Genomic DNA, 13,576 nt, shown 5'->3' on the forward strand with positions numbered 1-13,576 from the left:
CAAAACCTCCGCTCAAAATTTGAGCGGAGGTTTTTTTAGAATCCTTGTTCCATATCAGGCGTACCTACGTGGTTAGTGCGCGGCTGATCTGCTTCACGAAGCGAATCATAGAACGCGGCGTACGTCGTCGAGAAGTACGGATACACGTATAAGAAGCCGATTCCGAGCGTGAGTACGCCGACGAAGAACCAACCGATGAACGAAAGGACGAGCTTGAACGCGTCCATCTTGTGACCGTCCATCATCCGGCGCGACTCGGTAATTGCCTCGAGAGCCGACAGTTCCGGCTGATCACGTAAAATATAGTTCGTGAGCGAGTACGAGAAACTTTTAATGATTCCAGGAATCAAGAAAAGAAGCGACCACAGCGTGATGAACAGCCCTACAAAGAACGGCGCGAGCACGTGCTTCAAATAGCCGGTTTGGAACGGTTCAAATAATTTCGAGACGGCCGGCTTGTCGCCGCGTGACACGGAGAGGACGAGCCATGACCACCCGACTGTGAGCGGTGCAATCAACAACGTGAGCAGAAGTGATAAGAATGTCAAACCAGTTTCTGTCGATGTAGGCACTGCATCCGGGTCGATTGTTGGCATAAAGGATTGAGGAATCCCATTCAAGACAACGAACAAAATCAAAATTCCGGCAAGCAGCCAGCGATTTCCTGTCAACATCTTTTGTGCGTGTTGTTTCCATTGTGCTGTCATAATATCCACCCTTTTTTTTGTTCTCCTCTTAGTCTACGACACGAATCAACAGAAAGTTTCAAAATTCACGAAAAAAGGGAAAAGGTTTTCCCCTTTTCCCCGTTAATATAAGATATTGCCCATAAAAAACTGCGACATCGATAGAATAAATAAGAGCACACCTGTAGCGACAACAGTCAATGAGATCGCTTTAAACAACCGGCTTTTTAGAAATGTATTCCGATACTCAAACCGGCGAACGACCAAGACATGGACCAACTCAAACAAAAGGACCGCGGCTGTGAAATAGAATGTCATGATACTCCCTAATCCGAAGAACAGCATCGCCAATAAACCTAACCCTAAGTTATGGATTCGGTTATGGACATCATCGCGATCACCGACGGTCGTCGTTTGTACGTGTTGCATCCTTCCACCTCATTTCCAAAACCCGAACAGAAAAAGTTATCTTATATATAAGTTATCACAATTTTCTTATCCCTAAACCTGTCACACCGTCTTTTCACCCAAACGAAACATTCAGGAAATATCTGTAACAAAAAAAGCGCCGATGTCATCAGCGCGTCATGAACCGGTCGAAGTTTCAGCTTCTTCCGCTTTATTGAATTTTCGTTTTAGTTTGAGCGGTTGTTTCGTTCCGCCGAACACAGGACCGTCTTCGCTTTCATCAATCTCCGTCTCTTTCTTGAGGACAAAAAACGGACAACCGAAGTTACAATACTCGTACACATAGTCCATCACATGATCGATTCGATTATCGTACGTGGCAAACTTCGACTTCACTTCATAAAATCCTTTGAGACGAAGTTGACCATGTCCCCAATCGCCGACGATGTAATCATATTTATCGAGCACATCACTATAACGAGCGATGAATGCCTCTTCATCAAACCCATCGCGTTTCTCTTCAATGACGGTATATCCATGGTGATTCACTCTAATCATTTTCACACCTCCACTTTCTTATCATATCACGCCAATCAATAGTTCCCCTATCGTTTTCGGATCGCATCATGACGCGCCATGATTGTTTCACGTAACACGTCGCGCAGAAGTTCCGGCATATAGTAACGTTTTGGCTGATCCGCCAAATACGGCAAAAGCGGACCGAACGTGAACATATCGACCGTGGCGACACGATACGTCTGTTCCAGTCCAATCTCGTTGCCGTGAAGCAAGTAACGGCCTTGTTTCAATTCAAGACCGTGGACGATCGGTTGTCCGAGCACCGTCCCGCGAAACCCGAGCCCACGCACATGCATCGTCGTGAACGGCTCCTCATGAACATCGCTCAAGAACCGAAGCAACGTTGCGCCGTTGAGTGTCAACAGGCATGGGTTGATCGGGTGCGGACAGATGCGATGTAACATATTGAGCGTGACTTGTCCGGGTGCCAAGCCTTCAAGCAGGATGCCCGATGGAAGGATACTTACTTCGGCATCACACCAGTCCATTAATCCGTCCGCCAACAATTCCGCAATCGGAGATGGTCCGAACCAATCGCTCCCATAGCCCGGCGTGGCGGCAATCGTCACGTCAAGCAAGCTCTCGGCTTGTTCATATTCGACACGTAACGCCCGTAGCGTATCGTCGTCCTGATCGTGGTCCGTCAAGTCATGGAGACAAGCCTTCTTCTCTACGACTTGGTCGCCTCGAAGCGTCAACTCGACTTCTCCGACGTATTGTCCGTACTTCCCGGCCTGGGCGATCAATACCCCGTTCTTCATGACACCGTCGTTTAGCACGTGATGCGTATGTGCCCCGAGGATGACATCGATGGTCGGGAACGCTTCGGCGAGACGCTCGTCGGCATAAAAACCGAGGTGACTGAGCGCGATGATGACGTCACATTCTTTAAGTTCCTCGAGTGCCCGAGCCGTCGCCGTCAGGGGCGACTCAATTTTCCAACCGAGTTCAGGATATAGCTCTTCATACGGTGCGGTCACGCCGAACAGACCGACACGGACACCGGACCTCTCGAGGACTAGCGTTTCCATCGCCCAGTCCGGTCGCGTCCCGTCCGCGTGATAAACGTTCGCGAGCAAGACGGGGAACGTCGCATCCTCATAGAGCGAATCGAGCCATTCGTGCGGAAATGTGATGCCTTCGTTGTTGCCGATCGTCACGGCCGTCGGATTGAGCCGATTGAGCAAGCGGACGTTCACTTGCCCTTTCGTCACTTCCGTCGCCGGGTGTGTTCGATCGGCATGATCGCCGAGGTCGAAGACGAGCGTGTCCTCATGCCGGCGTTCGTTCAAAAAGGAGACAAGTTGGGGCCAATTATGAAATTTTGAATGCAAGTCATTGTAATGAAAGATTTTAATCGTACGCACGGCCATCCCCTCTTCCTAAAACAGGCTGATTTGGCTCGGGGCGAGCTCATACTCGGCACCGAGAATCTCAATCAAACGTTTCGCGTTCGGTGCCGCATCCCCGGCCGAGTTGTTGTTGAAATAGACGTAGACCGACTTGGCATCTCGTTCGAGTGCCCGGCACGCCGTCGCAAGTTCCTGCAGTTCGTCTTCGCTGTATCGATACAGGCAACGGACGTGACGCCACTCTTGGCTCGTCATCCCGGGTTTGCGGAGCCACCCTGCCGTATTGCGGCCGTGCAGACGGACGACTGCGACTTCCGGGTTCGTGACGACCGGGACGAACGGGATGCTGCTCTCTTTCGTCTGAGGTTCGTCGCACACCGTGTTGATGAAGCGTTGCTCGCTCAAGAACGCGAGCGTCCGGTCGCGAAATGCTTCCGAGAACCACGTCGGGTTCCGAAACTCGACGGCGATGTCATAGTCGATCAGCTCCGCTCGAATCGTCCTTAAATAGTCGAGATGCGGCTTCGAGACGTCGAACCACGGCGGGAGTTGGACGAGGACGGCCCGAAGTTTACCCGCCTGTTTGAGCGGCTCGACCGATGTCCGGTAGCGATCGAACAGTTCGGCGAGCGGCAGCTTCGGTTCACGGTCGTGACCGCTCATTTCCCTGGAAACTTTGACGACGAACTGAAAGCCGTCCGGCGTCTCACGATTCCATTTCTCATAGTTTTTCACCGGTTGAATCGCATAGAACGAGGAGTCGACCTCCACCGTCGGAAAGTGCCCGGCGTATGTCGACAGTTTCTGCTTCCGCTCTTCCGGCGTCGTATAGAGCAGGTCGTGGTCTCCCCAACCGGTCACACCGACATAAATCATCGTGTTTCCTCCTCACATTATTGTTCGAACGATGTCTCCGCGTTTCGCTTTGACCAATTTAGGGTCCCGCTAAACGTCACGAGCAACAAGACAAGTCCCATGATGAACGGATAGCGCATGTCGATATCGAAGGCAATCCCGGCAAGCGTCGGCCCGACGATATTACCGATACTCATATAGGCGTTGTTCATCCCCATCGCGAAGCCTTGTTCTTTATCTGCCATCTTCGACACGAGCGTATTCAACACCGGACGAAGAATCGAGGTCGACAAGAAGATGATGAGCGTGATCGCGAAGAAAATCGCATACGAGCCCGCGAACAGCGAGAACAAGAAGCCGAGTGCCGCGAGCATAATGAAGATGAGCACGACTTTGATCTCACCGAAGAGCGAGACGAGTCGGTCGACGGCAAACAGCTGAACGATGACACTGACGATCCCCGTACCTGTGATCATGACGGCAATTTCTTGCGGCGTCGCACTGAACGTCTCACTGACGAACAGTCCGAGCACCGATTCGTAGGCCATGAGGCCAAACGCCATGACCAAGTTGATGACGAGCACGAAGAAATAAGGTTTTTTAGTCGACGATAAGAGTTGACGTGGTAACGATTCGGTCTCGTTCGTCCGGACGTATGGTTCCCGGTCCGGCTCTTTCAATAGAATGATTGACGATATGACGGCGACGAATGAGACGATCGCCGACAACAAGAGCGGTGCTTTCAGCCCGAATTCGGCGAAAAAGCCACCGATCCCGGGTCCGATGACGATCCCGAGCGACATTGCCGCGGAAATATAGCTATTCCCTTTCGCCCGTTGTTTGAGCGTCGTGATGTCGGCCACGTACGCAAAGATTGCTGGAATGAGCAATGCGGCCCCGACTCCGCCGATGGCGCGCGAGATCAGTAAGACCGTCAGATTGTCCGATAAGTAAAAGACTGCCATCGAGATGGTGAACCCAATAAGCCCTGAAATAATCATCAGCCGGCGACCGTAAACGTCAGCCCATTTCCCCGCAATCGGTGACATGAGCAGCTGGGCCCCGGCAAAGACCGAAATCATCAGTCCGGCGGCGGTACCACCTTCGCCAATCATTTTTAAATAGTCCGGGATGATTGGAATGATAATCCCGAATCCTGCTACGGCGATGAACATGTTCAGCATGAGGATCGCCAATTGTTTCTTTTGTTTTGTTGTCAACGTGTGTCACTTCCTTTTCATCTATTCATTTTACTTGTTGATGAATGAAATGAGCAAACGATAAGACAGCAAAACACCCATCCTGGACCAGAGGATGGGTGACGGTAAAATTATGAGATGCGTGACTCGGCGAGTGATCGACTCGACCGCTGTTTCGGTAAGAACAGTGTGACGACATAAACAATCAACGTCGGAACTGCCCAGGCGAGCCCGATTTCAGCCATCGGCAAGTTCGTGACCCATGCAGTCACGGCTGTTGGAGCCAAGCCTTGTGCCGTCTCGAACAACGAGAACACGAGCGCCGTGTAAACGGTCGCCTTCATGGCGACTTGCGGGTTACGTTGAATCCGTTCCGTGACCGAAACGAGCACGAGTGCGATCATGACCGGGTACAAGAGCGTGAGCAACGGTATCGCGATTTCAATCAATGTGCCGAGGCCGACGAGTGAAATCAAGTAACCGAATAGCGTTGTCCCGATGACGACTTGGTAGTACTTGAGCGACTCGAACGTGTTACTCATGAACCGCGAAAACTCACTGATGAGTCCGACCGCTGTCGTCAAACAAGCAAGGAAGACCGCTGCCCCGAGTGCGAGCATGCCGACTTGACCGAACGATGTACCGGCAAACGTTTGAAGGAGGCTTGCGCCGTCAGTCGTTCCCGTAAGACCCGTCATGTTCGCCCCGATCGATGCGAGCGAGATGTAGACGAGCATCAAACACGTGACGGCGAGTAAACCGGACGTCCGGAGAAGCGATGACGCTTCTTTTTGATCCGACATCCCGTTCGCTTTAAGTGTGACGAGGACGATTGCACCAAAGACGAGTGCCCCGAATACGTCCATCGTCAAGTAACCTTGTTTAAAGCCTTCACCGAGTGCCCCGAGCCACGTCTCATACCCTGCTGCTGGCGCGACCGGTGAGCCGAGCGGGGCCACAAGGTTTGTGATCCCGATGCCAGCAAGCAAGACGAGGAGGATCGGCGTAATGATCCGTCCGATGATCTCGATCAACTTTTGAGCGCGGAGCGTCAAGAGGAACGTCAAGCCGAAAAAGACAGTTGAACTGATGGCGAGTGTGAACGTCGACGGCGCACCGAGAAACGGCACGACTCCCATCTCATACGTGACCGCTGCAGTCCGAGGAATCCCGAAGAACGGTCCGATGGCCACGTACATTAATCCCGTCAAAAGGAGTGCAAGACGCTTCGGAATATACTGGGCGATTTGATCAGATCCTCCACCGACCCGTGCGACTGCGAACAAGGCGAGTAAAGGAAGTCCGACGCCGGTAATGACGAATCCGACTAGGGCTGGGAACAGGTTCTCACCTGCTAACGCTCCTAGCATCGGTGGGAACAGCAAGTTCCCGGCTCCGAAGAATAATGCGAAAATCGTAAACGCTAACGGGAATAATGTTGATTTTTTCATACAACTACCTCCACATACATTGTAATGCCTTCCGTGTCGTGCAATGCAACTAAATAACTAAATTTTCTGACAATGAAGCGCTTGGTCTATTCCATTATACACACTATCTTTTTTTTGACCACCCTATCTTTAAAAAAGATGTTTATTTTTCCGCGAAGTAGATTTCCATAAAAAAAAGCCCCCTCTTTTTTTACAACAGGAGCCTACTTGTCAACCGAATTCATGTCATCTTTTCAAAAAAATAGTCAATAGCGGATATCGAATTCACGATACGATGCTTCCGCGATATCCGTTTCTTCGATCTGTTCGACGCCGACGAACCGATTCCCATCGTAGAGCGCGCGTTTGAACAAGGCATAGTCCGTCTCTTCCCCTTCGACGTGGAGCTCGACCGTACCATCACTCAAGTTTCGGACCCACCCTTTTAGGTTCGATTCAATCGCGGTCGCTTGACAAAAATAGCGAAAGCCGACCCCTTGGACGCGTCCTGAGACGATCAATTGTTTAGCAAGTTTCATGAGTATTCTCCTCCTTCATATGAAATAACAGGTTTAGCGAGACGCTGCTTAGGTAACACTATATAAGTAAAATACTGGATTAGGAGTGGTGATGTGGATCAGATTGTGAATATCGTGACGTCGTTTTCAGATTGGTTATGGGGAGTCCCAATCATCTCCCTACTCGTGTTATCAGGTGTATACTTGACCATCAAATTAGGATTCTTTCAATTCCGATACCCGCTTTATATAGTTCAACAAACGCTAGGAAGCGTCTTTAAAAAACCGAAAGGCGAAGGCGACATCAGTCCTCGTCAGGCGTTGACGTCGGCGTTATCGTCGACGATCGGTGCCGCCAACATCATCGGTGTCCCGGCTGCGATCATGTTCGGGGGACCGGGCGCCATCTTCTGGATGTGGGTCATCGCCGTCGTCGGGATGGCCATTAAGTTCTCGGAAAGTGTCCTCGCCGTCCGTTACCGCGAGAAAAATGAAGCCGGCGAATTTGTCGGTGGCCCGGTCTACTACATGGCCAAAGGGCTGAAGTGGAAATGGCTCGCCTCATGGTTCGCGTTCGCCCTCATGATCGAGCTCATCCCGAGCATCATGGTCCAAGGCAACGCGGTCAGCTCGGCCGTCCGTGAGACGTTCAACGGCGACACGCTCATTACCGGGATTATCGTCGCCGGACTCGTCGCACTCGTCGTCTTCGGTGGCATGAAACGAATCGCTAAAGTAACAGAAATCATTGTTCCAGCGATGGCACTCGTGTACGTCGGAGCCGGTTTCATCATCGTCTTGATGAACTTCTCGCAAATCCCTGACGTTCTCGGTCTCATCTTCTCGTACGCGTTCCAACCGATGGCCGCGCTCGGCGGATTCGCCGGGGCAGCCATTGCCGAGACAATCCGTTGGGGTTTCGCCCGCGGACTCTATTCGAACGAGGCCGGTCTCGGGACGGCGCCGATTGCGCACGCAGCCGCCCAGACCGATCACCCGGTCCGCCAAGGTTTCTGGGCCGTCATCGGGATCGTCATCGACACGCTCATCATCTGTAGCACGACCGCGTTCGTCGTCTTATCGTCTGGTGTCTGGACTCGCGAAGGCGCGATGAGCGACCCGGCCGCACTCACGACGATCGCTTTCCGTGAATATTTCGGTTATACGGGCAGCCTGCTCGTGACGATCTCGCTCATCTTCTTCGTCTTGTCGACGATCATCGTCATCATCTTTTATGGCTCACGCCAAGCCGAGTACTTATTCGGTTTAACGGCAGGTAAAGTGATGAAAGTCGTCTATATCGCATCGATCGTCATTGGTTCAATCGGTGGCGCCCAGATGATCTGGAACTTCCTTGACTTCATGCTCGCGATGATCCTCATCCCGAACATGATCGCCGTCTTGATGCTAAGCGGTGAAGTGAAGCGACTGACGACCGAATTCTTCTCGTCTGAAAAGTATTACAAGAAAGACGTCGCCGAGAAAAAGGCGTCGTAACAACGAACCCGGCTGCATTGGCAGCCGGGTTTTTGTTATGAACTTGTCTCGATTTTGTCAATCGCCTGGCGAATCCGTCCGACCGAGGCGTCGAACTGTTGTTGCTCCTCAGCCGTCAGGTCGATCTCGATGATTTGACTGATACCGCTCCGGTCGATCAAGGCAGGTACCCCGATATGGAGGTCGGAGGCGCCGTATTCACCGTCGAGATGGGCACCGATCGTCACGACCGTATTTTCGTTCCGGACGATGGCGCGGACGATGCGCAGCAGGCCAAGACCGATCGCGTAATACGCCGCGCTCTTATAGCCGATGATCTGGTTCGCCGCATCGCGTACTTCTTGATAGATGGCGTCTAGGTCCTCTTGGCGATACGACTCATTGTCTGCGAGCAGTTGTTTCATCGACTTGCCATAAATGCGGGCGTTGTCCCAAGCGACGAAACCACCGGCACCATGTTCGCCCATATAGTAGACGTGACAGTTACGCGACGACAAGTCGAAGTATTCGCCGAGCTTATAACGCAGACGTGCCGTATCAAGTACCGTCCCTGAGCCGATGACGCGGTGTTTCGGCAAGCCGGACGCTTTCCAGGCGACGTGGGCCATCACATTGACCGGGTTCGTCGCGACGACGATGATCCCGTCAAAGCCGCTCGCCATGATTTGTTCTGTGACGTCACGGACGACGATAGCGTTTTGCCCCGCCAGGTCCATCTGTGTCTGCCCGAGCTTTTGGGCGGCGCCTGCTGTGATGATGACGATGTCGGCGTCACGGCAATCCGTGTAATCCCCTGCCCAAATCCGGACCGGACTCGGTGCGAACGAGATGCCGTGGTTCAAGTCCATCGCCTCACCTTCCGCTTTCGCGTGGTTCGAGTCGATCAAGACGAGCTCTTCACAGAGTGCCGCCATCGATAATTGGTAAGCAAAACTGATGCCGACCCAGCCGGCGCCAACGACGGCGATGCGGGTAATGTCTTTTGGATCAATTGTTTCCATATACATGACTCCCTCGTTTTTATAATCGTGGATCTACAGGCTCGGCCTCCATCGCAAGCGTCGCTAGAACACATTCATGATAACGCTCAAGCGGCTCGCGATGAACAAATCGCTTTATCCCTTCCATACCGAGCGCAAACTCACGTAAAGCCAACTTTTGCTTTTTCGAAACGTTCCGTTTTTTCAAACGCTTCAAATTTTCGGGTTCCAAATAATCCATTCCATAAATGATTGATAAGTATTTGCGACCCCGCACTTTTATCGCAGGTTGAATCAGTTTTCCGTCAACTTGCGTCAAGAATCGGTCCGGCTTGATGACAATCCCCTCATGACCTTCTTCAGTCATGGCTTTCCACCATTCAATCACATCGTTTGCGGTGTCTGCATCTTCAATTAATCGATATTCGGTCGCTAGAAATAACTCGTCCATGTCAGCAAACCTCTGATTCATACCCATATGCCATTCATGCGTCTTATCGAAAAATGTTTCTTCACTATGTGCTAAAACATGAAATGGTGCGATTTTGATTGCATTGATGTCTTCAACATCCCAACAATACGTTTGGAACGCCTGCTTAAACGTCTCTGCTTGTTCAAGCTTTTGATTCACTTCAGTGTACCAATCACAAACACCTTCCACGCGGTCTACCGCTGACTCGAGTGCATGTTTCAATTGTTCTCGATCGAGCAACGCCTGTTCCGCCACATGCGCATACTGATTACGAATCAGATCTCTAGCTTTTAAATTCCAAGGCAATATTTCGGCGTCAAGCAAGACGAACTCTGTTTGATGCGTAGTAAAGTATTCATGTGATATCAACGACTGATGGAGTCGCGTGACGACTTCAAGCTCCTGCTCAGATTCAAAGAACCGTCTACCCGAACGCGTATAGATGATTCCCTTCGTCCGACGACCAATCGTTCGCTCTGCGGCATCCTCATCTTTAAATACAAGAAGAATAGCACGACTACCCATATGTTTCTTCTCAGCGATGAGCCGCGTAATGCCATGTTCTCGGTAATAGGCAATCGCTTCATCTGGGTGCTCGAGATAACCGGCCTCAGCAGCCGGCTTCGGTGTCGGACTCATCGTTGGTGGAATATAAACGAGCTCTTCGAGTGGGACCGTATGATGAGATACGAGATCAATGGACGGCTCGATTGTTTCTTTCGAGACATGAATCGCGCCGAACGCTTCCGTTTCAACAGTGTAACCATTCATAAACTTCCCGATATTAGGCGGGTCTAATCGTTTTGCTTCTAGCGTCACGAGCGGATTGTCATCCACTTGTGCATAGTCCTGATTTGCTTCCACTTGAACGAATGTTTGTTCTGGGTAACGAAACGCCGTCAAGTTTCCCCCGAAGACAACACCTTGATCGATATTTATCGTTTGATTAAGGCGAAGCGGACGTTGACGTGGATCGTGCCCCCAAATGATCAACATCTTCGAATGATGCTGCACCGTCCAATCTTTTCGAATCGGCTTACCCGAATCATCGAATCCATCGTTGTCACCGTAGCGACAAAAATCACTAATATCTCGGGATGATTTCCCAATGAACTCGTCTCGAATACCCGCATGCACACAGACCGCTGTCGGAATGTCGTGTTTGGTCAGGACATAGTGAGAGGGTGCATTTTTTAGCAACCGTTTGATCGAAGACCGAAGCGCCTCCGTTAATTCTGCACCATTCTCTTCTTCGAATACGTTGAACTCTTCAACGAACAGTTCATCCCCGTGCTTCATCGTGACATTTCGTCCTTCGAGCCAACGCAACACTTTCCAACCATGATTACTATCAATCATGTTGGCGAGGCCCGCTTCGACATGACGGACAAAGAAACGAATGGTCTCAAGTGACTTCGGCCCCCGACTCATAATATCACCGAGCGACAAAAATGTTCGTCCTTCTGGGTGCACGTACAGTCCTTCCTCATTTTCACTGTACCCTAAGCGTCCGAGCAACTCGATGAACTCATCGAAACATCCGTGAATGTCCCCGATCACATCAATCCCATGATCCGCCGATATATGGAGCGGATTATCCATTGGGCGCACAAGTTCGACTTTCTCAACGTCTGCAACGATGTGAAGTTGATCGAAACCTTCCCGTTTCATCGAGCGTTTCTCACGATTGAACACTTGGACTTGTTGCTTCACGCGTCGGCCGCCACGTGGGAAATCACGCTGTTGATCACGCTCGAGCAATGTGACTTGATCGATGTCTAATACGAGCGCATAGACTGGTTGATGCAATCGGCGTGCCAGTTCGATATATTTTTTACGATCAGACGCATAAAGGTGTGTCGCGTCGATAATCGTCAATTTATTGAGCCTTGCTCTTGCTTCGATGAGCGAAGTCATTAGGGTAAACGCCTCTGTCGAGATATCTTGATACGCTTCATAAAGCGCGTCAGCTTCGTCCGACGGATGTCCTTTCCAATCGATATGCTCGACATCTCCGACAAGCTTTCGATAATCGTCAGAACTGACGACTTCGCTCGGAAGAATCGTTTCGTTTTCAATCAATCGTTTGAGCCATGTCGACTTCCCACTATTTGACGGTCCGACCAATAATATAATTCCCGCATGTGGAAGTTGAATCTGCATTATAACACCTGCTTTCTTGTAAACTCGGCGAGTTGTGTCGGCTCTCCGAACGTCGGATGGCTGTCGCCAATTCCACTGAACGTACACGTATAACCGAACAGTTCTGCCTGCGCCTCACAAAAAGACCTAAACTCTGATCTTGTCCATTCAAAACGATGATCCGGGTGTCGATATGACGAATCGAGCCCATACACCTCGTTATACTCTCGATTCGGTGTCGTCACGAAGAGCGTCTTCGGTCGATACGTATCAAGAAGTGTCGCCATCATCTTAAGAATGCGCCCCTCGTCAATATGTTCGATTACTTCACAAAGAATTAAGACGTCCGCTCCGCGTAATCGATCATCCACGTAAAACAGCGAACCAAACATCGATATCGGTTGATTGAATGGCTTATCCTCGGCAGTTTTTTCATAACGCTTTAGTGCTTTAAGCCGCTCGCGCTCAGACGGTTCGACCGCATAAATCGTTTCAATCCCTGAAACGAACCCAAGTTTGCTCGCAAGCTTCCCTTCTCCTGCACCCATATCAATGACGACACGACGCTCTGGTAAGGCGCTCACTTTCTCGATGATTGCCTCATAGCGCAGATCGTTCAAACGCTGGCGATCGACTTTTGGCGCCTTCGTCGCCGCTTTTTCCTCAACGAGACGATATACTTCTTTAAAGCGCAATGCTTGTTTCAGAATAAACGTACGCTCTGGATGATCATCTAACCACCCTTCCCCGTAACGTTTGAGTTTTTCAATTTCTTTTTGATCGATAAAATAATGCTTATAGTTGTCCATGACAGGAATCAAGACATACAATTGTCGCAACGCCGATTGAAGTGTCGTCACGCCTGACAGTTGTAGCATGCGAGCAGATTGTTTTTTCGTTAAATCGAAATCGTAGCCTGCCTCGCTATAGGCGAACCCGACCTTGTAACCGAGCGGCTCAAACAAATCACGAATCGCGTCATCACTTAACGCACTCGCAATCGGGCCGACAGATATAGTTAACGGAAAGGAATGATTGACCCATTCCGCATATTCTGGTTTTGGTTTACCGTTTAGTGCCGTACCGAGGGCTGTTCGTAATAATGAACAAAAAATACTGCTGACGGCAAATTCCCGGTCGTTTATGTATGAAGTGATATCGTATTGTCCGGCGTTGTTGCGTGAAAGTTCAATCGGGTCAGGCGTCACAAAAAATGTGACATCCACATGTTCAGCTTCAAAGCGGTTGAAGAACATACGGACGAGATGACCGTTTTCATTGCGTTCGTATATATTATTTGGGTTTTTTGCAAGCAAGTAGGACAACACGTCTACGTGCTTGCCTGTGGCTTGGATGGAAAGTTGCATCGTTTCACCTAACTCTCTTCGAACTTATTCGTTCAATTTTATTCAAATATACCATATTTTTGAATTCTTTCGTACTCCCCATGTGCTTGAA

General features: G+C 50.5%; 12 protein-coding genes. 1 reads left to right on the forward strand and 11 read right to left on the reverse strand.

The features are described 5' to 3' along the window. Window positions 1-35: 35 nt before the first annotated feature. From EVJ22_RS02700 to EVJ22_RS02735, 8 genes are all read right to left on the reverse strand, one after another. The gene (locus tag EVJ22_RS02700) at window positions 36-707 is read right to left on the reverse strand and encodes a DUF975 family protein (protein WP_131443087.1); all 672 of its coding nucleotides are present in this window, start codon (window positions 705-707) and stop codon (window positions 36-38) included. A 102-nt stretch (window positions 708-809) separates the two neighbouring features. Further along, window positions 810-1,115 (reverse strand): hypothetical protein, encoded by a 306-nt coding sequence (locus EVJ22_RS02705; RefSeq protein WP_131443089.1) that lies wholly within the window; start codon window positions 1,113-1,115, stop codon window positions 810-812. 156 nt (window positions 1,116-1,271) lie between these two features. After that, window positions 1,272-1,652 carry a YutD family protein gene (locus EVJ22_RS02710; protein ID WP_035386184.1) on the reverse strand — a complete coding sequence of 127 codons (381 nt, stop codon included), beginning with the start codon at window positions 1,650-1,652 and terminating at the stop codon, window positions 1,272-1,274. 47 nt (window positions 1,653-1,699) lie between these two features. Then, window positions 1,700-3,046 carry a bifunctional metallophosphatase/5'-nucleotidase gene (locus EVJ22_RS02715; protein ID WP_131443091.1) on the reverse strand — a complete coding sequence of 449 codons (1,347 nt, stop codon included), beginning with the start codon at window positions 3,044-3,046 and terminating at the stop codon, window positions 1,700-1,702. Window positions 3,047-3,055: 9 nt separating this feature from the next. Further along, entirely contained in the window at window positions 3,056-3,901 is an 846-nt protein-coding gene (locus tag EVJ22_RS02720) for a DUF72 domain-containing protein (protein WP_131443093.1), read from the reverse strand. A gap of 17 nt (window positions 3,902-3,918) precedes the next feature. After that, a complete protein-coding gene (locus EVJ22_RS02725; protein WP_071397906.1) occupies window positions 3,919-5,100 on the reverse strand; it encodes an MFS transporter in 1,182 nt (393 codons plus the stop codon). Window positions 5,101-5,210: 110 nt separating this feature from the next. Further along, the gene (gene brnQ, locus EVJ22_RS02730; protein ID WP_131443095.1) at window positions 5,211-6,530 is read right to left on the reverse strand and encodes a branched-chain amino acid transport system II carrier protein; all 1,320 of its coding nucleotides are present in this window, start codon (window positions 6,528-6,530) and stop codon (window positions 5,211-5,213) included. A gap of 245 nt (window positions 6,531-6,775) precedes the next feature. Beyond that, complete coding sequence (locus EVJ22_RS02735) at window positions 6,776-7,048, reverse strand: acylphosphatase (RefSeq protein ID WP_071397910.1); 273 nt, start codon at window positions 7,046-7,048, stop codon at window positions 6,776-6,778. Between the two features lie 93 nt (window positions 7,049-7,141). Between EVJ22_RS02735 and EVJ22_RS02740 the strand changes: the two genes are divergently transcribed. Beyond that, window positions 7,142-8,524 carry an alanine/glycine:cation symporter family protein gene (locus EVJ22_RS02740; protein ID WP_071397911.1) on the forward strand — a complete coding sequence of 461 codons (1,383 nt, stop codon included), beginning with the start codon at window positions 7,142-7,144 and terminating at the stop codon, window positions 8,522-8,524. 35 nt (window positions 8,525-8,559) lie between these two features. On the opposite strand, the gene EVJ22_RS02745 is transcribed toward EVJ22_RS02740, so the two are convergent. The 3 genes from EVJ22_RS02745 to EVJ22_RS02755 are packed head-to-tail and all read right to left on the reverse strand — an operon-like array spanning window position 8,560 to window position 13,485. Beyond that, on the reverse strand, window positions 8,560-9,531 hold the full coding sequence (locus EVJ22_RS02745) for an L-lactate dehydrogenase (RefSeq protein WP_131443097.1): 972 nt from the start codon (window positions 9,529-9,531) through the stop codon (window positions 8,560-8,562). Between the two features lie 13 nt (window positions 9,532-9,544). Beyond that, the gene (locus EVJ22_RS02750) at window positions 9,545-12,139 is read right to left on the reverse strand and encodes a polynucleotide kinase-phosphatase (protein ID WP_131443098.1); all 2,595 of its coding nucleotides are present in this window, start codon (window positions 12,137-12,139) and stop codon (window positions 9,545-9,547) included. After that, a complete protein-coding gene (locus tag EVJ22_RS02755; RefSeq protein WP_131443100.1) occupies window positions 12,139-13,485 on the reverse strand; it encodes a 3' terminal RNA ribose 2'-O-methyltransferase Hen1 in 1,347 nt (448 codons plus the stop codon). The genes EVJ22_RS02750 and EVJ22_RS02755 overlap by 1 nt, the downstream gene beginning before the upstream one ends. Window positions 13,486-13,576 lie beyond the last annotated feature (91 nt).

Origin of the sequence: Exiguobacterium sp. SH0S7, assembly GCF_004337195.1 — a bacterium.
Classification (GTDB): domain Bacteria; phylum Bacillota; class Bacilli; order Exiguobacteriales; family Exiguobacteriaceae; genus Exiguobacterium; species Exiguobacterium aurantiacum_A.